General features: G+C 60.2%; 16 protein-coding genes and 1 pseudogene. 5 read left to right on the forward strand and 12 right to left on the reverse strand.

The genetic code is table 11. From position 1 onward, the window contains the following. Positions 1-191: 191 nt before the first annotated feature. The 3 genes from KUF73_RS18465 to KUF73_RS18475 all read left to right on the forward strand — a co-directional run bounded on the left by KUF73_RS18465 (position 192) and on the right by KUF73_RS18475 (position 4,892). The gene (locus KUF73_RS18465) at positions 192-2,051 is read left to right on the forward strand and encodes an amidohydrolase (protein WP_218439492.1); all 1,860 of its coding nucleotides are present in this window, start codon (positions 192-194) and stop codon (positions 2,049-2,051) included. A 156-nt stretch (positions 2,052-2,207) separates the two neighbouring features. Continuing rightward, positions 2,208-3,608 (forward strand): cytosine permease, encoded by a 1,401-nt coding sequence (locus tag KUF73_RS18470; protein ID WP_218439493.1) that lies wholly within the window; start codon positions 2,208-2,210, stop codon positions 3,606-3,608. 168 nt (positions 3,609-3,776) lie between these two features. After that, positions 3,777-4,892: a sterol desaturase family protein gene (locus tag KUF73_RS18475; RefSeq protein WP_218439494.1), complete on the forward strand. Its 1,116-nt coding sequence runs from the start codon at positions 3,777-3,779 to the stop codon at positions 4,890-4,892. A 1-nt stretch (position 4,893) separates the two neighbouring features. On the opposite strand, the gene KUF73_RS18480 is transcribed toward KUF73_RS18475, so the two are convergent. The 7 genes from KUF73_RS18480 to KUF73_RS18510 all read right to left on the reverse strand — a co-directional run bounded on the left by KUF73_RS18480 (position 4,894) and on the right by KUF73_RS18510 (position 14,100). After that, positions 4,894-5,616, reverse strand: coding sequence for a L,D-transpeptidase (locus KUF73_RS18480; protein ID WP_218439495.1), 723 nt, complete (start codon positions 5,614-5,616; stop codon positions 4,894-4,896). After that, positions 5,613-6,380: a M15 family metallopeptidase gene (locus tag KUF73_RS18485; RefSeq protein WP_218439496.1), complete on the reverse strand. Its 768-nt coding sequence runs from the start codon at positions 6,378-6,380 to the stop codon at positions 5,613-5,615. The genes KUF73_RS18480 and KUF73_RS18485 overlap by 4 nt, the downstream gene beginning before the upstream one ends. Before the next feature lie 31 nt (positions 6,381-6,411). Continuing rightward, entirely contained in the window at positions 6,412-7,392 is a 981-nt protein-coding gene (lipA, locus tag KUF73_RS18490; RefSeq protein ID WP_218439497.1) for a lipoyl synthase, read from the reverse strand. Positions 7,393-7,548: 156 nt separating this feature from the next. After that, positions 7,549-8,805, reverse strand: a complete 1,257-nt coding sequence (gene glyA, locus KUF73_RS18495; protein WP_218439498.1) for a serine hydroxymethyltransferase — start codon at positions 8,803-8,805, stop codon at positions 7,549-7,551. Between the two features lie 128 nt (positions 8,806-8,933). Beyond that, complete coding sequence (gene gcvP / locus KUF73_RS18500) at positions 8,934-11,792, reverse strand: aminomethyl-transferring glycine dehydrogenase (RefSeq protein WP_218439499.1); 2,859 nt, start codon at positions 11,790-11,792, stop codon at positions 8,934-8,936. An 11-nt stretch (positions 11,793-11,803) separates the two neighbouring features. Next, positions 11,804-12,187 carry a glycine cleavage system protein GcvH gene (gcvH, locus tag KUF73_RS18505; protein ID WP_218439500.1) on the reverse strand — a complete coding sequence of 128 codons (384 nt, stop codon included), beginning with the start codon at positions 12,185-12,187 and terminating at the stop codon, positions 11,804-11,806. A gap of 401 nt (positions 12,188-12,588) precedes the next feature. After that, positions 12,589-14,100: a sigma-54-dependent transcriptional regulator gene (locus tag KUF73_RS18510; RefSeq protein WP_218439501.1), complete on the reverse strand. Its 1,512-nt coding sequence runs from the start codon at positions 14,098-14,100 to the stop codon at positions 12,589-12,591. 270 nt (positions 14,101-14,370) lie between these two features. On the opposite strand from KUF73_RS18510, the gene KUF73_RS18515 reads away from it, so the two are divergent. Next, the gene (locus tag KUF73_RS18515; RefSeq protein ID WP_218439502.1) at positions 14,371-15,234 is read left to right on the forward strand and encodes a DNA-3-methyladenine glycosylase; all 864 of its coding nucleotides are present in this window, start codon (positions 14,371-14,373) and stop codon (positions 15,232-15,234) included. Positions 15,235-15,346: 112 nt separating this feature from the next. Here the strand turns inward: KUF73_RS18515 and KUF73_RS18520 are convergent, their stop codons facing one another. The 3 genes and pseudogenes from KUF73_RS18520 to KUF73_RS31820 all read right to left on the reverse strand — a co-directional run. Beyond that, positions 15,347-16,696: a CoA transferase gene (locus KUF73_RS18520; RefSeq protein ID WP_218439503.1), complete on the reverse strand. Its 1,350-nt coding sequence runs from the start codon at positions 16,694-16,696 to the stop codon at positions 15,347-15,349. 117 nt (positions 16,697-16,813) lie between these two features. Continuing rightward, positions 16,814-17,569 (reverse strand): methyl-accepting chemotaxis protein, encoded by a 756-nt coding sequence (locus KUF73_RS31815; protein WP_371135515.1) that lies wholly within the window; start codon positions 17,567-17,569, stop codon positions 16,814-16,816. A gap of 150 nt (positions 17,570-17,719) precedes the next feature. Next, a pseudogene (locus KUF73_RS31820) lies at positions 17,720-19,033 on the reverse strand (chemotaxis protein); the annotation flags it as partial. Between the two features lie 22 nt (positions 19,034-19,055). Here KUF73_RS31820 and KUF73_RS18530 point away from each other — a divergent pair. Then, positions 19,056-19,499 carry a hypothetical protein gene (locus KUF73_RS18530; RefSeq protein WP_218439505.1) on the forward strand — a complete coding sequence of 148 codons (444 nt, stop codon included), beginning with the start codon at positions 19,056-19,058 and terminating at the stop codon, positions 19,497-19,499. Positions 19,500-19,560: 61 nt separating this feature from the next. Here KUF73_RS18530 and KUF73_RS18535 read toward each other — a convergent pair whose 3' ends face one another. Together KUF73_RS18535 and KUF73_RS18540 are read right to left on the reverse strand one after the other, a co-directional pair. Then, positions 19,561-20,289, reverse strand: a complete 729-nt coding sequence (locus KUF73_RS18535; RefSeq protein WP_218439506.1) for a hypothetical protein — start codon at positions 20,287-20,289, stop codon at positions 19,561-19,563. A gap of 138 nt (positions 20,290-20,427) precedes the next feature. Then, complete coding sequence (locus KUF73_RS18540) at positions 20,428-20,817, reverse strand: YbaN family protein (RefSeq protein ID WP_218439507.1); 390 nt, start codon at positions 20,815-20,817, stop codon at positions 20,428-20,430. Positions 20,818-20,877 lie beyond the last annotated feature (60 nt).

Consider the following 20,877-nt stretch of genomic DNA (forward strand, 5'->3'; position numbering starts at 1 on the left):
GATGAACGCTGCAGGACCTTGCGCCGATGGCTGTCTGATTGAATCCTGCCCCCCCACGAATTGTCGGCCCCCTCCTCATTTGTAGAGGTCCATCCGGGCGTCTGGCTCTATAGGGTATGCCCTGCAAATAAAGGGCATGCGCGGCCGTCTGGCCGAGCCCTTCAAAAACTATAAAAACAGAGGTGAGGCCATTGAAATTGTCCAGGCTATTTATCGCCGTTGCCGGTGCAACGGCTGTTTCCTGCGTGGGGCTCGTGGGGTGCCAGACTCAGGCGTCGACTTCGGCCGACATGGTCATGCGTAACGGCTACGTGTACACCGTCGATGGCAAGGACTCGGTGCAGCAGGCGGTTGCGGTCACGGGCGGCAAGATCGTGTATGTCGGCAGCGATGAGGGCGTTGCTTCGTACATCGGCAAGCAGACGCAGCAGATCGACCTGGCGGGGCGCATGCTGATGCCGGGTTTCATCGATGCGCACATGCACCCCGGGGACGGCGGGCGCGCGATGACCTTGTGTGATCTGAAATACCAGACCATGACCCGCAAAGTGTTCCAGGAAACCATTCAGGCCTGTCTCGATGCAGAGAAGGACAAGGGGCCCGACGTCTGGCTCGAAGTCGGCAGCTGGGATCGCATGGGCATGGACGGGCTCGACGGCGATCCCGACAAATCGACCCTCGATGCGCTGAAAACCAAACGTCCGATACAGGTGCGCTCCACCGACTTCCACACCGTGCTGGTCAACTCTCGCGGCCTCGCGGTGGCCGGCATCGACAAGCACACCGCCAACCCCAGCGATGGCAAGTACGCCCGCGACAAGGCGGGTAACCCGACCGGCATTTGCGAGGACGGCGCCGCCGATACCATGGCCGCCGTAGTACCGCCCGCCACCGATGCCGAGAAGCTGATCCAGATCCGCGCCGCGCTCGACGCCATGCGCCAGCAAGGCATCACCAGTTTCTTCGACGCCTTGTCGGGTCCGGAAAATGGCAAGGCCTTCACCACGCTGCAGCAGTCTGGCGAGCTGACCGCCCGGGCCTTGCTGGCGATCAAACTCGACCCGGCTGCCGCCGCTGCGGACCCGGACAAAACCATCGCCGAGGCCAAGGCGTTGGCCAGCCTCTACGATCAGGGTGAAACCAAGGTCGCGCCGGGTGTGAGCATGCGTCACGTCAAATTGTTCATGGATGGCATCATCAACGCGCCGGCCGACACCGGGGCGATGTTGACGCCGTACTTGCACAATGCGGGGACCGAAAAGGCGCCGAAATGGACGCCGGGGAAAAACCGTGGCGAGCTGTATTTCCCGGCGCAAGTGCTTGATCCGCTACTGCTGAAAGCCGTGCAGGCCGGTTTCGATCCGCACCTGCATGCCACCGGCGACCGTGCAGTGCGTGACTCCCTCGACGGCATCGCTTATGTGCGTCAGCAATTGCCCGGCACTCCGTTCCGCCCGACCATCACCCACGCCGAATCGGTGGACCCCGCCGACTACGGGCGCTTCAAGGCGCTGGATGTGACGGCCAACATGTCATTCCAGTGGGCACAGCAGGCGCCGTCCACCGTCGATGGCACCAGTGATCACCTCGGTGCCGAGCGCTTTGGGCGCATGGAGCCGTCGGGCAGCATCGCCCGCGCAGGTGGGCGGATAGCCTATGGCAGTGACTGGCCGGTGGACCCGCTCGATGAACTGCTGGCGTTGAAGATCGGCGTCACCCGCTCGGGTGATCCACAGAACCCGCACAGCTACGGCCCCGACTATGCGGGCAAAGTGAATGCCGACCCGGTGCTGTCCCGCGCCGAAGTCCTGCGCACCATCACCGTCAATGCCGCCGAGCAACTGAAGCTGGAGCAAGTGGTGGGTTCGGTCGAGGTCGGCAAGTTCGCTGATTTGATCGTTCTGGATAAAAATTTCATGCAGGTGCCCGAGGAAGCGCTGGGGCGCAATGAAGTGTTGCTGACGATGGTGGGCGGCAAGGTGGTGTGGGCCAAGGCAGCGTTTGCCGGGCTTGAACCGCGGCCGGCGCAAGTGGCCATAACCAAACAATAAAAACAGCCGTAATCCCCTGTAGGAGCGAGCCTGCTCGCGATGGACGTAACGACAACGCGTGTTTGCTGGATAAACGCGTCGCCCTCAAGTCCATCGCGAGCAAGCTCGCTCCTACAGGGGGTGAGTGATGCCTCTATTTTTGAAGAGAGCCAACCAATGGATAGCCCACAACGAAGTCCCCTAATCGAGACCCGTTCGATCGATTACATCCCCGAGGTCGAACGCCATGGCAGCCTCTACAGCCAGTTCACTCTATGGCTCGGGGCCAACCTGCAGATCACCGCGATCGTCACCGGAGCATTGGCCGTGGTGTTGGGCGGCGATGTGTTCTGGTCACTGATCGGCTTGCTGATCGGCCAGCTGCTGGGCGGTGCCGTGGTGGCGCTGCACGCGGCGCAAGGGCCGAAGCTGGGGCTGCCGCAGATGATCTCCAGCCGCGTGCAGTTCGGGGTCTACGGCGCGGCGATCCCGATTGTGCTGGTGTGCCTGATGTACCTCGGTTTCAGCGCCACCGGCGCTGTGCTGTCGGGGCAGGCGATTGCTCAGTTGATCAGCGTCAGCGACAGCGCCGGCATTCTGATTTTCGCCGCGTGCATCGCATTGTTGACGATGTTCGGTTATCGGGTGATTCATCTGGTCGGGCGGGTGGCCAGCGTGCTCGGCGTCATCGCGTTCGTCTATCTGTTCACCCGGTTGATGACCCTCAACGACATCGGTCTGTTGCTGGAAAACCGCCATTTCGGCTGGAGCACCTTCCTGCTGGCGGTGTCACTTTCCGCCTCCTGGCAGATCGCCTTCGGCCCGTATGTGGCGGATTACTCGCGTTATCTGCCGAGCAAGACCTCATCGTGGAAAACCTTTACCGCCGTCGGCCTCGGCACGGTGCTCGGTGCCCAGGCGTCGATGGTGCTGGGTGTGTTTGCAGCGGCGCTGGCAGGCGCCAATTTTCGTGGTCATGAAGTGGCGACGATTGTCGGTCTGGGCAGTACCGGGGTAATCGCCTCGTTGCTGTACCTGAGCGTGGTGTTCGGCAAGGTCACGGTGTCGACCCTCAACGCTTATGGCAGCTTCATGTGCGTGGCGACCATCATCAGCGGCTTTCGTCGCCGTCTGGAAATCACCGCCCGCCAGCGCATGTTGTTTGTGCTGCTGATTATCGCGGCGTCGACCACGCTGGCGCTGGTGGGGCAGTACTCGTTCTTGAACAGCTTCAAGTACTTCATCCTGTTCCTGCTGACGTTCTTCACGCCATGGAGCGCGATCAACCTGGTCGATTACTACTTCATCAACAAGGAGCGTTATGACATCCCGGCCTTGTCTGACCCGGCGGGTCGCTACGGTCGCTGGAACCTGCGCGGAATCGGCGTTTACGTCATTGGCGTGCTGATCCAGTTGCCTTTCGTCGACACCCATTTTTATTCCGGACCGATGGTCGCGCAGCTCGGCGGCGTCGACATTTCCTGGATCGTAGGGCTGTTGGTACCGGGGATTCTGTATTTCCTGCTGGCCAGGACGTCGGTTTTGGAGGTGCCGATTGATCAAAGTTCGCAGGCGTGAATAGGATTCAACCGCAGTAACGTCTACACTCGGTAACTCGTCAGACCCCCTGTAGGAGCGAGCTTGCTCGCGAAAAACTCAAAGGCGCCGCTGGGCATCTGGTTTTACGCGTAATCGCTAACGACCATCGCGAGCAAGCTCGCTCCTACAGTTACCAGGCACGTAGTTATGGATGTTCTCGCACTTCTCTACCATGACCTGTTCAGGTGGGTGATCGCGCCTGTCAGCGAGCAATTCGTTGGCCTGTTCGACCTCAATGGCCGTCTCTGTTTCGCCTTCCTCTTTACCTCCTATTCCGTCGCGTATTGCCTGTTCCGCTGGCGCAAATCCCGTGGGCTGACCGATGCGCCAACGTTCTGGCAGTTCATCGGCGGCAACCGCGTCTATTTTCATCCCTCGGCGTTGCTGGATTACCGCTACTACTTCGTCCGGGCGATTCTGCGCGTGGTGCTGGTGGTGCCGGTCGTTGGGCTGGTTGACCCGTACGTTCTGCGCTCCGGCGACTACGTGAGTTTTTTCACTCATCTCTGGGGCGCGCGGGTGCAAGTGCAGGAACACCTGGCGTTGTCGTTGCTCTACGGGCTGGGTGTGTTTGTGTTGCAAGACTTCATCCATTACTGGGCCCATCGCGCCTACCATTCCCGCTTTCTGTGGGAATTCCACAAGGTCCATCATTCGGCGCCGGTGCTGGTGCCAGTAACCGCGAGCCGGCTGCACTTTATCGAGAAGATCGTCGAGCGGCTGATCGACATCGTGTGCGTCGGTGCCTTCGCCGGCATCTTCTGGTACGCCTGTGGCGGGGAGATCAGCCGCTATACGCTGTTCGGCGTGGCCTACATGGTGTTCATCCTCAATGCCCTGGCATCCAACCTGCGGCACAGCCATGTCTGGCTGTCATTTGGACCTGTGGTCGAGCATGTGATCAACAGCCCGGCCCAGCATCAGATTCACCACAGCGACGCACCCCGGCATCATGACAAGAACTTTGGGGTGAACCTGTCGCTCTGGGACTGGATGTTCGGCACGCTCTACGTCACCCAAGCCAGACCCGAGGCCATTCGTTTTGGCACTGGGGAAGCGGACGATGAGCGTTACCTGACGTTGTATAGCCTGATCGTTACGCCGTTTGTGGAAACGGCTCGCAAGATCCGCGAGGCGAAACGCCTGAAAAGCGTGACATTGAACCTGTGGCGAGGGAGCTTGCTCCCGCTGGGGCGCGAAGCGGCCCCTCAAAACAGGACTGCTGCGCAGCCCGGCGGGAGCAAGCTCCCTCGCCACAGGTAGGTCAACGTTCCGGAAGGTGCCAGCGCTCGCGCAACTGTTGGTATTGCGCCTCGGGCAGTTGCACCAGCAGCGGGGACTGGCGCGGGTCGAGCCAGCTGAACAAACGAGCGATATCCGCCGGCGTCATGGCGGTGCAGCCACGGGTCGGTGCTGCCGGGCCGCGCCAGATGTGGAAGAAGATGCAGGAGCCAGCGGCGGGGGATGCCGGTGTGTTGTGTTCGATGAAAATCCCTTGTCGGTACAGGTCATCCGTACGATGCATGTGTTCGGCGCTGGTCCAGTCGTTGGTCAGCGTCGAATTGTCGACCAGTTGGTTGTAGCGTTTCGAGTCGCTGTCATCCACGCATTCGATGGTCGAAGCCAGCGCGAGGTAGGGCAGGCGTGTTTGAGCTGAAGTGTCGTAGCCAAACGCGGTGCCGAGTTTGAAAACACCGGCCGGAGCTTTGCCATCGCCTTCCTGTTTAATCGGGCCTTCAAGTTGACCTGCGTCGAGCAGTCCCTTGCCCCAGCCCATGCCGTGTTTGCCCAGCACAACCGCAAACGGCGCTTCGAATTTTTCGAAGTGGCTGCCATTGCGTTCATAGCGCTGGGCTGTGCCCTGGATGTCATCCCAGTTTTTGCTGGTGACGACGATCAACTGGTCACTGTCGTCGAGTCCCTGCGCCATCGCCGCACAGGGCAACAGCAGGGCCAGCAGCGAGCATATTTTGAGAAGTGGGCTCATGGCACCAGCGGCGTGATGGGGAAATTCATGACGTTCTTCAATGCTGGATCGCGGGTGTAGGTGAAGTGCCACCACTCGGCCGAGTAACCGCTGAATCCCTCTTTCTCCATGGCACTGTTGAGCCGCTGGCGATTAGCTTTGGCCGCCACGCTGATGTGCGTGGAGTCGGTATGCGCGCGCTCATCGAAGCAATCAAAACCGGTGCCCATATCGACCGCGCCGTCGTGCCAGCGCTGGCCGTAGGGCGCCGTGCAATCAACGGCTGTGACGCTGGGCGTCCAGGTGTCGGCGGGCAGGGCACCCGGGCCGGTCATGGTCAGGTCGACGGTCCCGCCCTTGGAGTGATTGGACACCCGGGCCACGTAGCCCAAGCGCCAAAAGTCCTGTTTGTCGACCCGCGGATAGAACTCGGTTTTGCGCGGGTCGCCCGGTTCTGTGGCGAAGCGCCCCATGTCAGCGACTGCCCGAGTGGGGCGATAGCAATCGAACACCTTCAAACCGTAGCCTTGGGACTGCAATGCTGTTTGTACCCGGGCCAGCGCCTTGGCGGCGTCCAGGGACAGCAGGCATTCCGGCGCTTGATAACCATCGAGCGGGTGCCCGGTGAAGTTATGGGCGCTGGCGTAGCGGATGTCCTGCTGGATGGCCGGATCAATCGTGCGCAAATACACCATGTGTTCGGGCCTTGATTCATCCGCCATGCACGGCAGGGCAAGGCTCAGGCAGAGCATCAACAGCGGACGTTCGCGAACGGCAACAGACATCGAGACAGGCCTCCAGGCATGAGCAGTCACTTCATGATGGCTTGAAACCCTTTGCACCTCCATGAAGTTGTTGATCGGCATGATAGGACGAGCGCACCAGCGGCCCGGACGCGACGTTTTTGAAGCCCATCCTCGCGCCTTCGTCGGCGAACCAGGCGAAGGTGTCCGGGTGCACAAAACGCTGCACCGGCAAATGGCTGCGCGACGGTTGCAGGTACTGGCCGAGGGTGAGCATGTCGATATCGTGCTCGCGCATGCGCTGCATGACCTCGATGACTTCCTCGTCAGTCTCGCCCAGCCCCAGCATCAGGCCGGACTTGGTCGGCACCTGCGGCACCCGGTGCTTGAAGTTCTGCAGCAGGTCCAGCGACCACTCGAAATCCGAGCCCGGCCGCGCGGCTTTGTACAGGCGCGGCACGGTTTCCAGGTTGTGGTTGAACACGTCCGGCGGCTCGCTGGCGGTGATCGCGAGGGCGACGTCCATTCGCCCGCGATAGTCCGGCACTAACGTTTCCAGCTGAATGCCCGGCGACAATTTGCGGATTTCGCGCAGGCAATCGACGAAATGCTGGGCACCGCCATCGCGCAAGTCGTCTCGGTCCACCGAGGTGATCACCACGTACTTCAGGCGCAGTTCAGCGATCGCCACGGCCAGGTTGGTCGGTTCGTCGACGTCCAGCGGTTTCGGGCGACCGTGGCCGACATCGCAGAACGGGCAGCGACGGGTGCAAATGTCGCCCATGATCATGAAGGTCGCTGTGCCCCCGGAAAAACACTCGCCGAGGTTCGGGCACGAGGCTTCTTCGCAGACACTGTGCAGCTTGTGTTTGCGCAGCAGTTGCTTGATGCGGTCGACCTCGGGGGAGATCGGCATGCGCACGCGAATCCAGTCGGGTTTGCGTGGGAACTCATCGGTCGGGATGATTTTCACCGGAATCCGCGCGACTTTTTCCGCGCCGCGCAGTTTGGTGCCGATTTCTACTTTTACCGGGATTTTTTCGATTGATTGCATGTGCTTTTCCTTGTGCGCGAGCGGGAGAGATGAGTCCAGCATCGGACCCCGTAGGAGCGAGCCTGCTCGCGATAGCGATAGATCATTCAACATTGATGTTGACTGATACTCCGCCATCGCGAGCAGGCTCGCTCCTACAGGGATTGTGCTGTGCAATCAGTCGCGGTAAACCGGGAAATCACTGCACATCGCCGCCGCCTGCCGCGCGACTTGTGCCTCGACATCGGCATCGCCGAGGTGGTCGAGGATGTCGCAGATCCAGCCGGCCAACTCGATGCTCTGGGCTTCCTTGAAACCACGGCTGGTGATCGCCGGCGTGCCGATGCGCAGGCCAGACGTCACGAACGGCGATTGCGGATCGTCGGGCACGGCGTTCTTGTTCACGGTGATGCCGGCACGGCCCAGCGCGGCGTCGGCGTCCTTGCCGGTCAGGCCCTGGCGAATCAGGCTGACCAGGAACAGATGGTTGTCGGTTCCGCCTGACACCACGTCATAACCACGCTCGATAAACACTGTTGCCATCGCCTGGGCGTTGCGGATCACTTGTGCCTGATAGGTCTTGAACGCCGGCTCCAACGCTTCCTTGAAGCACACAGCCTTGGCAGCGATCACATGCATCAGCGGGCCGCCCTGACCACCGGGGAACACCGCAGCGTTGAGCTTTTTCTCCAGTTCTGCATTGGCCTTGGCCAGGATCAAACCACCGCGTGGCCCGCGCAGGGTCTTGTGAGTCGTGGTGGTAACCACGTCGGCATAGGGCAGCGGATTCGGGTACAGCCCGGTCGCCACCAGCCCGGCGACGTGGGCCATGTCGACGAAAAAGTACGCGCCGACCTTGTCCGCGATCTGGCGGAAGCGCGGGAAGTCCAGAGTCTTCGAATAGGCCGAGAACCCGGCGATGATCATTTTCGGCTGGTGCTCCACCGCCAGACGTTCGACCTCGTCGTAGTCGATCAACCCGGTGGCGGTGTCGATGCCGTACTGCACGGCGTTGTAGAGCTTGCCGGAAAAACTCACCTTGGCACCGTGAGTCAGATGCCCGCCGTGGGCCAGGCTCATGCCCAGCACGGTGTCGCCGGCCTGCAACAACGCCAGATAAACCGCAGCGTTGGCTTGGCTGCCGGAGTGTGGCTGGACGTTGGCGTAATCGGCGCCGAACAATTGCCTGGCGCGGTCGATAGCCAGTTGTTCGACCACATCCACGTGTTCGCAGCCGCCGTAGTAGCGCTTGCCCGGATAGCCTTCGGCGTACTTGTTGGTCAGGCCGCTGCCTTGCGCTTCCATCACCCGTTGGCTGGTGTAGTTTTCCGAGGCGATCAATTCGATGTGGTGTTCCTGACGTGCGTCTTCGGCCTTCATCGCCGCCAGCAGTTCGTCGTCGTAGCCTTTGATTTGGTCGTGTTTGGTGAACATGTTGAATTCCTCTCGTTGTTCTTGAATGAGGTTCACCTGTAGGAGCTGTCGAGTGAAACGAGGCTGCGAGCTTTTGATTTTTAAATGCCAAGATCAAAAGATCGCAGCCTGCGGCAGCTCCTACAGGGTTATGCGTCCTGGTAATCGGCGATTGATGGGCAGGCGCAGATCAAGTTGCGGTCACCAAAGACGTTGTCGACCCGGCCCACGGGCGGCCAGTATTTGGCGTCGAACAAGGTCTCCATTGGGTACACCGCCTGCTCGCGGCTGTACGGATGGCTCCACTCACCGACCAGTTCCGCCGCGGTGTGCGGGGCGTTTTTCAGTGGGTTGTCGTCCTTGTCCAGGGTGCCGTTTTCCACCGCGCGGATTTCTTCGCGGATGCGGATCATGGCGTCGCAGAAGCGGTCCAGTTCTTCCTTGGATTCGCTTTCGGTCGGCTCGATCATCAGCGTGCCGGCCACCGGGAACGACATGGTCGGGGCGTGGAAGCCGAAGTCGATCAGGCGCTTGGCGACGTCATCGACGCTGATGCCGCTGCTGTCTTTCAACGGGCGCAGGTCGAGGATGCATTCGTGSGCGACCAGGCCGTTGCTGCCGGTGTAGAGCACCGGGTAGTGYTCTTCGAGGCGGCGGGAAATGTAGTTGGCGTTGAGAATCGCCAGCTGCGAAGCGCGCTTCARACCSGCGCCGCCCATCATCCGRATGTACATCCAGGTGATCGGCAAAATGCTCGCGCTGCCGAACGGTGCGGCACACACCGCGCCTTCCTTGCGGTCCATGTGGGCATGGCCCGGCAGGAACGGCGTCAGGTGCGATTTCACGCCAATCGGGCCGACRCCCGGRCCGCCACCGCCGTGCGGGATGCAGAAGGTTTTGTGCAGGTTCAGGTGSSWCACGTCGCCGCCGAACTTGCCCGGCGCGCAGAGGCCGACCATCGCGTTCATGTTGGCGCCGTCGATGTACACCTGGCCGCCGTGGTCGTGAATGATGCCGCAGATTTCGCGGATGCCTTCTTCGAACACGCCGTGGGTCGACGGGTAGGTGATCATCAGCGCSGCGAGGTGTTCGCGGTGCTCGATGGCTTTGGCGCGCAGGTCTTCGATGTCGACGTTGCCGCGGGCATCGCAMGCGGTSACGACCACACGCATGCCGGCCATGTTGGCGGTGGCCGGGTTGGTGCCGTGGGCCGACGAYGGGATCAGGCAGATGTCGCGACGGTCGTCGCCACGGCTCTGGTGATAGGCGCGGATCGCCAGCAGACCGGCGTACTCACCTTGCGAACCGGCGTTCGGTTGCAGCGAAATCGAATCGTAACCGGTGGCGGCGCAGAGCATCGCTTCCAGTTCRTCGGTCAGTTGCTGGTAACCGGCGCTTTGCGCGGCCGGGGCGAACGGGTGCAGGGCGCCGAATTCGGCCCAGGTCACCGGGATCATTTCGCTGGCGGCGTTGAGTTTCATGGTGCACGAACCCAGCGGGATCATGGTGCGGTCCAGCGCCAGGTCCTTGTCGGCGAGCTTGCGCAGGTAGCGCATCAGCTCGGTTTCCGAGTGGTAGCGGTTGAATACYGGRTGGCTGAGGATTGGYGAYTGRCGCACCAGGGCGGACGGAATCGTAGCGGTCACCGAAGCGGCGAGGGCGGCGAAATCCGGTAGGTTTTTTCCGTCAGCAAAGATGCCCCACAGGGTTTCGACGTCGGCCTGGGTGCTGGTTTCGTCGAGGGACAGGCCCAGACGCTCAGCGTCAACCACGCGCAGGTTGATCTGCTGTGCACGTGCTTGATCGTGCAGCGCGGCGGTATTGGCGCCGGTGTTCAGTGTCACGGTGTCGAAGAAATTGGCTTGTTCAACTTGCAGGCCGAGCGCACTCAAACCCTKGGCCAGAATCGCCGTCAGGTGATGCACGCGGTTGGCAATCTGSGTCAGGCCTTTCGGGCCGTGGTACACGGCGTACATGCTGGCGATGTTGGCCARYARSACYTGYGCGGTGCAGATGTTSSWSGTGGCCTTCTCGCGRCGGATGTGTTGCTCGCGGGTCTGCATCGCCAGGCGCAGGGCCGGCTTGCCGAAGCGGTCGACGGAAACACCGACCAGACGSCCYGGCATGTCGCGTTTGAACGCATCTTTCGTCGAGAARTACGCCGCGTGCGGACCACCGAAACCCAGCGGCACGCCGAARCGTTGSGCGCTGCCGATGGCCACGTCGGCGCCGAACTCGCCCGGCGGGGTCAGCAGGGTCAGGGCCAGCAGGTCRGCGGCGACGGCGACCAAGGCGTTGGCAGCGTGGAAGCGCTCGGTCAGTTCGCGGTAATCAAACACATCACCGTTGCTCGCCGGGTATTGCAGCAGGGCACCGAARAACGGCGTCACGTCGSTCAGTTCAYGCTCGTCGCCSACCACCACGTCAATGCCCAGCGGCTCGGCACGGGTGCGCAACACGTCGAGGGTCTGYGGGTGGCAATGCACGGAAGCGAAGAAGGCGTGGCTGCCTTTGTTCTTGCTCAGGCGCTTGCAGAAGGTCATGGCTTCGGCGGCGGCGGTGGCTTCATCCAGCAGCGAGGCGTTGGCGATCGGCAGACCGGTGAGGTCGCTGATCAGGGTCTGGAAGTTCAGCAGCGCTTCGAGACGACCCTGGGAAATTTCCGGTTGATACGGCGTGTAGGCGGTGTACCAGGCCGGGTTTTCCAGCAGGTTGCGCAGGATCGGCGACGGCGTGTGGGTGCCGTAGTAACCCTGGCCGATGAAGGTCTTGAACAGCTGGTTTTTTCCGGCGATGGATTTGATCAGGGCCAGGGCATCGGCTTCGCTCAGGCCATCTTCCAGGCCGAGCACGCTGGTGCCCTTGATGCTGTCCGGAATCACGCTGGCGCTCAGGGCTTCCAGCGAATCGAAGCCGAGGCTGTTGAGCATCGCTTGCTCGTCACCGGCGCGTGGGCCGATGTGGCGGGCGATGAATTCGTTGGCGGTCGTCAGATTGATTTGAGTCATGTCAGCGCTCCTCAGGCTTCGGCGTTGGCTTTGATCAGACGGTCGTAGGCGTCCTGATCCAGCAGTTGGCCGACAGCGGCGGCATCGGTTGGCTGAAAGCGGAAGAACCAGCCTTCGCCCAGCGGATCTTCGTTGACCAGCTCCGGGGCGCTGTCCAGCGCCGGGTTCACTTCCAGCACTTCACCGTCCAGAGGCATGTACACACCGCTGGCGGCTTTTACCGATTCCACGGTGGCCGCTTCAGCGCCTTTGTCGTAGGACTGCAGCTCAGGCAGTTGTACGAAAACCACGTCGCCCAATGCGTTCTGCGCGAAAGCGGTGATGCCGACAGTGACAGTGCCGTCAGCTTCGGTGCGCAGCCATTCGTGATCTTCAGTAAAACGCAACTCGCTCATGGAAACTCCTAAGGGGGCCAGACTCGTCTGGTGGACGCAATTGAATGCTAGGGCAATGCCCTGGATATGGAGAACTACAAAGCAAGAACGCGGCCAATGTTATTTTATTGTTATTTATCAATAAGTTAGTTTGTTTTGAGGAACGTTGAAATGTACTCGCTGTAGCGAAATCGCTACGGCATATGTCGAGGATAAAAGCCGAGGTGGATCAAAGCCTTGCACAGCCGTGACTGTAGGGGGTTGTAGCGATATCGTTCCGCTGTAGCGCTTTCAGTACAGGTGGAGGTCGTTTTTGGATGCACGCAACGCCCTGTAGAAGCTGCCGCAGGCTGCGATCTTTGATCTTGGCGATATAAAGCCGCCGAAGGGCAAGATCAAAAGATCGCAGCCTGCGGCAGCTCCTACAGGGGCTTGTTGGGAATGCCGTACTTGCGCAACCGGTGGGCGATGGCGGTGTGGGAGGTTTGCAGGCGGCTGGCCAGTTGGCGGGTCGAGGGGTAGCTGACGTAGAGTTTTTCCAGCAGGGTTTTCTCGAACGCTTCCATCGCTTGTTCCAGGCTGTCGACGTCGTGATCGCTTTGCCTTGCCACGGAGGTGCCGGCGATGTCGAGATCGCCGATGTCCACCAGGCTGCTTTCGCAAATGGCCGCGGCGCGGAAGATCACGTTTTGCAGCTGGCGCACATTGCCCGGCCATCGGTTGCCCAGCAGGGCCGGATAGGTGCCCGGCGCTAGCCGGCAGGCCGGACGCTGGATCTGCGCGCAGGCCTGCTGCATGAAATAGCGGGCCAGCAACAGAATGTCCTGACCGCGTTCGCGCAACGGCGGCACTTCGACGTTGAGGACGTTGAGTCGATAGAACAGGTCTTCTCGGAACAATCCTTCGCTGACCATTTTTTCCAGGTCGCGGTGGGTGGCGCTAAGGATGCGTACGTTGACCTTCACCTCGCGGTCACCGCCGACTCGACGGAAACTGCCGTCGTTGAGAAAACGCAGCAACTTGGCCTGCAAGTACGGCGACATCTCGCCGATTTCATCGAGAAACACCGTGCCCTGGTTCGCCAGTTCCATCAGCCCCGGTTTGCCGCCGCGTTGAGCGCCGGTGAAGGCCCCGGGGGCGTAGCCAAACAGTTCGCTTTCGGCGAGGTTCTCCGGCAATGCCGCGCAGTTCAATGCCAGAAACGGTGAATTGTGCCGCGCACTGATGGCGTGGCAAGCCCGGGCCACCAGCTCCTTTCCGGTGCCGGTTTCGCCCTGGATCAGCAGCGGCGCATCAAGGGCCGCTACGCGCTGGGCGCGGACCTTGAGTGTACGAATCACTGGCGACTCGCCGAGCAATGCGTCGAAACCTTCGGCATGGTCGTGGTGCAGCGCCGACAGGCGTTCGCCGATGCGGTTCGGTTGATACAACGTCAGCAGGGCGCCGGCATCGGTGATCGGCGTCGCGTCCAGCAGCAACGTCTGACCGTTGACGGTGATTTCCCGCAGCGGCAAGCGAAAGCCGTGTTCGAGCAAGGCGTCGAGCAGGGCCGGGTCGGCGAACAGGTCGGCGACGCTCTCGCCGGCCGGTTCACGACCGTATAGGGCGATCAACGCCGGGTTGGCCAACAGCACCTTGCCGTCACTGTCCAGCGCCAGTACCGGGTCGGTCATGGCCGCGAGCAATGCATCAAGTTGCAAGTGCCGACGCTGGCCAGGAAGAATGTCGACCACTGTCACCGCCTGCACACCACGCACGCTGAACAGCGCATCACGCAGCTCTTCGAGGACTTCCGGGCTCAAGGTCGGGGCGTCGATGTAGACGTTGGGTGGAACCATTTCCACGGCATCCAGGTTGAGATTACGTCCACCGAGCAGGGCCAGGACTTCCTGGGTAATGCCGACGCGGTCGATGAAGCTGACGTGGATACGCATGGGGCGATTTCGGGTTCTGGAGTGCGGAGGGTGGCAAGTATGCCTTGGGGCGGGCGATTGGTGAAATTCTGCGCGGGATTTGCGGGTAAAGATGGATCCTGTAGGAGCGAGCCTGCTCGCGAAAACGGTGTGTCAGACAGCATCCATGTTGAATGTCACGCCGCCTTCGCGAGCAGGCTCACTCCTACAGGTTAAGCATTCACAGCGTTATCGGATAAACCTTACGTTGTCGCTTTAAGATTGCACCGGGAATGAGAGGTAAGAGTGCCTATGAGGTTGCTGCTGAAGTTTCAACCCCCCTACGACTGGCCGGCGATGCTCGCTTTCTTGTCGGCGCGGGCAATTGTCGGCATGGAAGCGGTGGCCGACGGCGTGTACTCGCGCAGCATCGGTTTGCACGGTGTTCACGGCACTCTGTCGATCAAGCCTGCGACAGCGGATTCACTGGAATTGGCCCTGGATTATCCCGACCCGACAGCGGTGCCCGAGATCGTCGCGCGATTGCGGCGGATGTTCGATCTGGACGCAGATCTGGCCACGATTCATCGGCATCTGGCGGCTGACCCGTCGCTGGCGCGATTGATTGCCGAGCGTCCGGGGCTGCGCGTTCCTGGCGCATGGGATGGGTTGGAGTTGGCGATACGTGCAGTATTGGGCCAACAAATTACGGTGGGTGCGGCGATCAAGCTGGCGGGCAAACTGGTCGCACAATATGGCGCGCCGTTAGCCTCGCCACGGATTGGGCTGACCCACGTTTTCCCTGAGGCTTCTGTGTTGGCGGTGGCGGAGCTTGCAACGTTGGGGATGCCGAAGAGCCGGGGCCGGACGCTGTCGGGGGTGGCTCAGGCGTCGCTCGATGATTCGCTATTGTTTGAGCCCGACCGGGAGGGTGGCGTGGTGCGGTTGCTGGCGTTGCATGGGGTCGGCGACTGGACGGCGCAATACATTGCTTTACGGCAGTTGCGGGAAATGGATGGGTTTCCGTCAGGGGATGTGGGGTTGATCAATGCGTTAGCGGCGCTTGAGGGTGAAAGATTAACGGCGAGGCAATTGTTGATGCGGGCCGAAGAATGGCGACCTTATCGAGGGTATGCGGCGCAGTTGCTTTGGACTTCGTTGAGTCGGTCGGACTGAGTTTGATCCGGTTTTTGTGTCGTCTGTTCGGGCATCATCGCGAGCAGGCTCGCTCCTACAAGTACGGTGTGGAACTTGTGGGGCGAGTCTGCTCTGGAAAGCTTCCTGACAGTCAACACCACCGTGCGCGATGGGAGCCCAATTCAGAAGCTGGAATCGCCCACTGCAACGGCGTGCCGGTGATCTTCAGCGGAACGTGCAACCGATGGGCCGGGCCCCAGGGCGTTTGCTCTACCAGCATGCCTTGATCGCTTTCATCTTCGGCCCGCAACGCCTCTTCGGTGCCACGTCCATTTTCGATCAGCAATTTCGCGGTGCGCGCCAATGACAGTCGCGCCGATCCTCCTTGTCCGTTGCTCAAACGATCGGCCAACAACTTGATCGCACTGGCGGCCATCAAATACCCGGTGGCGTGATCGAGAGCCTGTAGCGGCAACGGAGTCGGTTTGTCTGTGTGCCGCCAGTGCATCCCGGCTTCGGCGATTCCGCTGCTCATTTGCACCAGGCTGTCGAAGCCGCGACGGTTCTGCCACGGGCCGCTACAGCCGTAGGCGTTCAGGCAAACATCAATCAGGCCGGGGGCCAGTTTCTGTCGTTCGGCCACGCCGTAGCCCAAGCGTTGCAGTGCATCGGCGCGGTAGCCGTGCAACACGATGTCTGCGTCTTTGAGCAGGCTTTCAAATACGTTGCGATCGGCGTTGTCATGCAAATCCAGACGCGCGCAGCGTTTGCCCAGGGTCATTTCCGGCACCACGCCTGGCTCGTTCCAGGTCGGTGGGTCGATGCGTAAAACATCAGCGCCGAGGCCCGCGAGAAAACGGCTGGCGACGGGACCTGCGAGCACACGCGTCAAGTCCAGCACCTTGATACCGGCCAAGGGTTGCGCCACCGAACCCTGCCAGGCTTTGGTGTTCTGGCTGCTGTGGCTGGCGAAATGAATCAGCGGCTCAGCGTTCACCGTGAGGCCTTGGGGATGCTTTTGCCATTGTTGCCAACTGCGCATTTCAGCAGCGCATCCTCCGGCATCGACCACGGCTTGCTCCAGATCATGCTTGTTCCAATGCGCCACGTTGCGCGCCATTGCAGCGCGGTCCACACAAGCGCCGAGCACTTTCTCGGCGGCAGCGCGGTGATGGGGGGCATTGGTGTGCAGGCGAATCCAGCCATCTTTCGCGGCGTAGTCACCAGCAATCGGGTCCCACAGCGGCGGAACGCTCCAGCCCACCGGGCGGATCGAGGAGGAGAACCAGAACGAGGCTAATCGGCGATCGACTTCAAGGTAAGGCAAGCGGCCGGTTTGCTGATGCAGCAGCGCACTCATGGCTTGGCCGGCCGCGGCGATGCTGGCGCAGGCCAGATCCGTCACGGCAAACGCCGAGGGCAGGGTGCCGCTACCCGTGAACGGAATCGGGGTATGAGGCAAGCCGAGTGCGGCTTGAATGGACGTGAGTAAATCAGTCATCGAAGGCCCTCCGGAACGAGAGGGCAGCATAGAGCAAAAGATCAAAAGATCGCAGCCTGCGGCAGCTCCTACAAAAATCTGTGTAGGAGCCTGCCGCAGGCTGCGATCTTTTAAGGGTTACACCCGGAACTGATCCATCAGTTTCATCTGGTGGGTGGTCAGGTTGTTCAATTGGCTGCTGATCTGCGCCGATTCTGTGGCCTGCCCGGTCAAGGTCTCCGTGACGGTACGGATTGCCGAGACGTTGCGATTGACCTCTTCGGCCACGGCGCTTTGCTGTTCGGCGGCGCTGGCGATCTGCAGGTTCATGTCGCTGATGACGGTGACTGCGTCGCTGATCTTGCTCAGTGCCTGGACCGCTTGCTGAATCTGCCCGGCGTTGCTGTGGGCCTGGGTCTGGCTCGAATGCATGGTGGCGACCACGCCGCGAGTGCCGCTCTGGATGCGTTCGATCACCAGGCGAATTTCTTCCACCGAATCCTGGGTGCGTTTGGCCAGGTTGCGTACTTCGTCAGCGACCACTGCGAAACCGCGACCGCTTTCGCCAGCACGGGCCGCTTCAATCGCTGCGTTGAGTGCCAGCAGGTTGGTTTGTTCAGCGATGCTGCGGATCACTTCCAGCACTGAGCCGATCTGCTCGCTGTTCACCGCCAGCGCTTCTACTTCAGTTACAGCCTTGCTGACTTCGTCGGCCAGTTGATTGATGTCGCGGGTGCTGCGCTCGATGATCTGCATGCCGTCGCGGGCCGATTGATCGGCGCCCTTGGCCGCATTCGCCGCGTTCGACGCGCTGTTGGCGACGTCGTGGGCGGTGGCGCTCATTTCGTTGGACGCGGTGGCGACCTGGTCGATTTCGCGGAACTGCACCTGCATGCCTTCGCTGGTCTGGCGGGCGATTTCCGAAGACTGGTCGGCAGTGCCGCGGGCGTCGGTGATGCTTTGCTTGATCTGCGCGATGGTCGGTTGCAGCTTGTCGAGGAAACGGTTGAACCAGCTGACCAGTTCGCCCAGTTCATCTTTCTTGCTGTAGTGCAGGCGTTGGGTCAGGTCGCCATCGCCGCTGGCAATCGCCTTGAGCATTTCGGCCACACTGTTGATTGGCTTGGTGACGCCCGAGGCGGTGAGCCAGATCAGCAGCAAGCCAATCAGGCCGGCAATGATCGCTACGCCAACTGCCTGGATGGTGCCGGTTTGCTGAGCGTCGTCGAGCACAGCTTGCAGTTTCACCGAGTCGGCCAGCAGCACTTGTTTCGGCAGGTCGATCACCACACCCCAAGGTTTGGCGTCGGCAATCGGGCTGACCGGGTAAACGGCGCGAATCAGATCGCCTTGCTGAAGAATCTTCGGTGCGCCGGCGCTGAGCAATTGCAGGATGTCCTTGCCGTCTGCGCCGAGGGTATCGCCGATGCTTTTACCCACTTTAGTGGCGTCGATGCTGTAGGCAGCCATCACACCAGTGCCGGAGACGATCAGCATGTGGCCGGCGCTGTTGAACAGATCGCGCTGGGAATCAACCGAAGCGGCTTGCAAAGCGTCGAGGGCGATGTCGACGCCGACCACGCCGATGGACTTGCCATCCACCAGCAGCGGTACGGAAATGGTGGTCATCAACACTTCTTTGCCGCCAACCGTATCGGCATACGGGTCGAGCAGGCAGGTGCGCTTGCTGTCCCGAGGGCAGGTGTACCAGACGTTATACGGCGTGCCGCTGAGGTTCAGGGTGGTTTTGGTCATGTCGTCTTCGACCATGATCGTGTTCAGCGCTTCGCCGCCGGCACGGCTCCAGTACGTGGCAAAACGACCCGCCTCGTTGGACTGGCGGGGCGCATCATTGACGAACTCGCTGTCCTTGCCGTCCAGGCCATTAGGTTCGAATGCCAGCCAGATCCCCAGCACCTTGCTGTTGCGCTCGAACGCGGTTTTCAGGCTCTGATTCAACTCCTCACGCAGTGCGCCAGGCTCGAGAGAGCGTTTGGCCGCCATGTTGCGCATGTCCTTGATCTGATCCGCCAGCGCGGTCACCACCGTCAGGGTTTCACCAAATGTTTTCTGCACCCGCACCGCCTGCTCGGCGGCCTTGGCCTGCAGCAGATCCTGCACGCTGCCGGTGAGCATTTTGCTGCTGGAGGCGCTGACCAGGTCATCGTTCTCATTGGTCTGGTAGAAGTTCATGCCCACGATCAGCGCGACCACACCAAGCAGGCACAGACCGGAGAGCAGGACGATTTTCAGGCGGATGGACAGTGAGTCGAACATAGGGCGAACTCGCGAATGGATGAGCTGTTGGCAATGAGTCAGCGTCGACTCGATACGCCAAATCCTTTCAGCGCCATTCATTGCACATCGGCGTGAGGACGAGGTGCATGAGAGCGATGCCGACGAACGGTCACGGTTGAACGTTTGCGCGGAAAAATGTGCCGAAAAGCAGGTAAAAACGGGAAAAAATCGTGGTTTGGTTCAGGCCGTTAGAGCCAAGAGGGATTCGACAGGGCATGCGCTCGAAGGCGCTACGGCTACTTTGATATTGGACAAAGGTTTGGGGGATTCCAGCTTTTTCTCCCTTACGACGGACAGCACTGGTAATGCGGCGGGTGTCATTCAGTTGGGCGGGTGTCATGGCAGTCTGAAGTCTGACCCGTTCTGGACCAGCAGTGGTAAGTATCGCTATCAGTGGGAAGTTGAATACAACGTGGGGTATTGGTTGATTCAGGTCCAAGGCAAAGAGGCTTCGGGAGTGGGAGGCCACAACGTGCCGAACGTTTCATTCGCTCATGTCTGTTATCAACGGTTGTTGCGTAACTAGGTCTGTCACGCACCCGGCAAAGCGGTTATGCGCACTCGCATTGCCGGGTTTTATCAAGGGGTCAGACTTCGATGTGCAGTCCCTGCTTTTTCTCGTTTTGGCCCTTTTCGGCATTTTTATGCAATTGATCTAGCCAGGAGTCTGTTTCCCCCAACTCCAACGCGCCTTTGTTCAGCAGTAATCCATAGTCAATTAACTTATGGAAGTTGCTCAGGTCCACCTTCGCTTTGCCACCAAACTGTTGCGTATCCAGCTGTACCAAGTCAATCACGGCATTGGCGTGTTTGAGAGTCAAGGATTGCAAGTCTTTGCTCTCGTTCAGCAGGGTATTCAATGTTTCCTTTTCCCAGGCAGTCAGAGTGTTCGGTGGCGCAGTGACTTGCAACTGACCGTCTTCGGCCACCGTGAAGCCGAATGCTTTATCGGCCAAGCCAGACCATTTGCTGCTCAGGTCTTTTTTGAAATCGGAGTAAATGCCTTCCATTGTGCGGAGCGTATCTGCTGCGCGATTTTCTTTAACCCAAAGGATTGCATATCTACTCACCGCTATCAGAGGACACAGGTCAGTAAACCCAGGACCTTGATTGCTCGTTCTAAAAAACGCTTCCAACTCATCCAGGTCATCGCTGGTGATACCTGTCACTTCAGGAGCCCGGAGTTTCTCGATGGTCAACTTCACCCTTTCATCCATCACTGGGCTTTTGATTTCCTCTGTTTGAGTTTTTTCCGTGTTCGGCTTCACCATTTGCGAATACGGAATTTGAAAAGATGCAGCGGCACTTATATTCATATCAGCTTCTCATCGTGGAGGTTCCATGTTGCTTAACGGCCAGGCCCGGTAATGGATGACCTGATAAACACGTAGGAGAAATCCGAACAGGAAGTAGGTATTTTCAAGTGTGCCCTTACAGGCTGTTGCAGAGAGGTTTCAGGAAACTTGCGCCAATGATTCGGGGCGAGACCAGATCCATAAGTTGCCCAGGCTCATGCCGCCAATAGCCAGATAAATCGGCCATCCATGATCAAGCATTACCAGCATCAACGTGGCACACAGCAACATGCTGACGGTGGCACTGACCTTGGCCCGGCGCGCGATGATTTTGCCGTTGCGCCAGTTATTGAGAATGGGGCCGAACAGCCGATGATTTTCCAGCCAGGCACTCAAGCGTGGTGAGCTTTTGGTTGCGGCCCAGGCGGCCAGCAGGATGAACTCGGTGGTGGGCAGGCCGGGTATGACGATGGCGATCAGGCCGATGCCCAGGCTGATATAAGCGAGCAGGCCGAAGAGGAGGCGGGTGATTTTGGAAGAGGTTGGCATAGTCTGCTGGCTTGTTCAGATCAATGTAGGAGCTGCCGCAGGCTGCGATCTTTTGATCCT

It is taken from the genome of Pseudomonas sp. PD9R, from assembly GCF_019200975.1.
In the GTDB taxonomy this organism is placed as follows: domain Bacteria; phylum Pseudomonadota; class Gammaproteobacteria; order Pseudomonadales; family Pseudomonadaceae; genus Aquipseudomonas.

Bases quoted from the DNA above. Each gene is read 5' to 3' on its own strand.
- KUF73_RS18470 (WP_218439493.1), top strand. From the start codon at position 2,208: ATGGATAGCCCACAACGAAGTCCCCTAATCGAGACCCGTTCGATCGAT.
- KUF73_RS18475 (WP_218439494.1), top strand. From the start codon at position 3,777: ATGGATGTTCTCGCACTTCTCTACCATGACCTGTTCAGGTGGGTGATC.
- KUF73_RS18480 (WP_218439495.1), bottom strand. From the start codon at position 5,616: ATGAGCCCACTTCTCAAAATATGCTCGCTGCTGGCCCTGCTGTTGCCC.
- KUF73_RS18485 (WP_218439496.1), bottom strand. From the start codon at position 6,380: ATGTCTGTTGCCGTTCGCGAACGTCCGCTGTTGATGCTCTGCCTGAGC.
- lipA (WP_218439497.1), bottom strand. From the start codon at position 7,392: ATGCAATCAATCGAAAAAATCCCGGTAAAAGTAGAAATCGGCACCAAA.
- glyA (WP_218439498.1), bottom strand. From the start codon at position 8,805: ATGTTCACCAAACACGACCAAATCAAAGGCTACGACGACGAACTGCTG.
- gcvH (WP_218439500.1), bottom strand. From the start codon at position 12,187: ATGAGCGAGTTGCGTTTTACTGAAGATCACGAATGGCTGCGCACCGAA.
- KUF73_RS18510 (WP_218439501.1), bottom strand. From the start codon at position 14,100: ATGCGTATCCACGTCAGCTTCATCGACCGCGTCGGCATTACCCAGGAA.
- KUF73_RS18515 (WP_218439502.1), top strand. From the start codon at position 14,371: ATGAGGTTGCTGCTGAAGTTTCAACCCCCCTACGACTGGCCGGCGATG.
- KUF73_RS18520 (WP_218439503.1), bottom strand. From the start codon at position 16,696: ATGACTGATTTACTCACGTCCATTCAAGCCGCACTCGGCTTGCCTCAT.
- KUF73_RS31815 (WP_371135515.1), bottom strand. From the start codon at position 17,569: ATGCAGGTGCAGTTCCGCGAAATCGACCAGGTCGCCACCGCGTCCAAC.
- KUF73_RS18535 (WP_218439506.1), bottom strand. From the start codon at position 20,289: ATGAATATAAGTGCCGCTGCATCTTTTCAAATTCCGTATTCGCAAATG.
- KUF73_RS18540 (WP_218439507.1), bottom strand. From the start codon at position 20,817: ATGCCAACCTCTTCCAAAATCACCCGCCTCCTCTTCGGCCTGCTCGCT.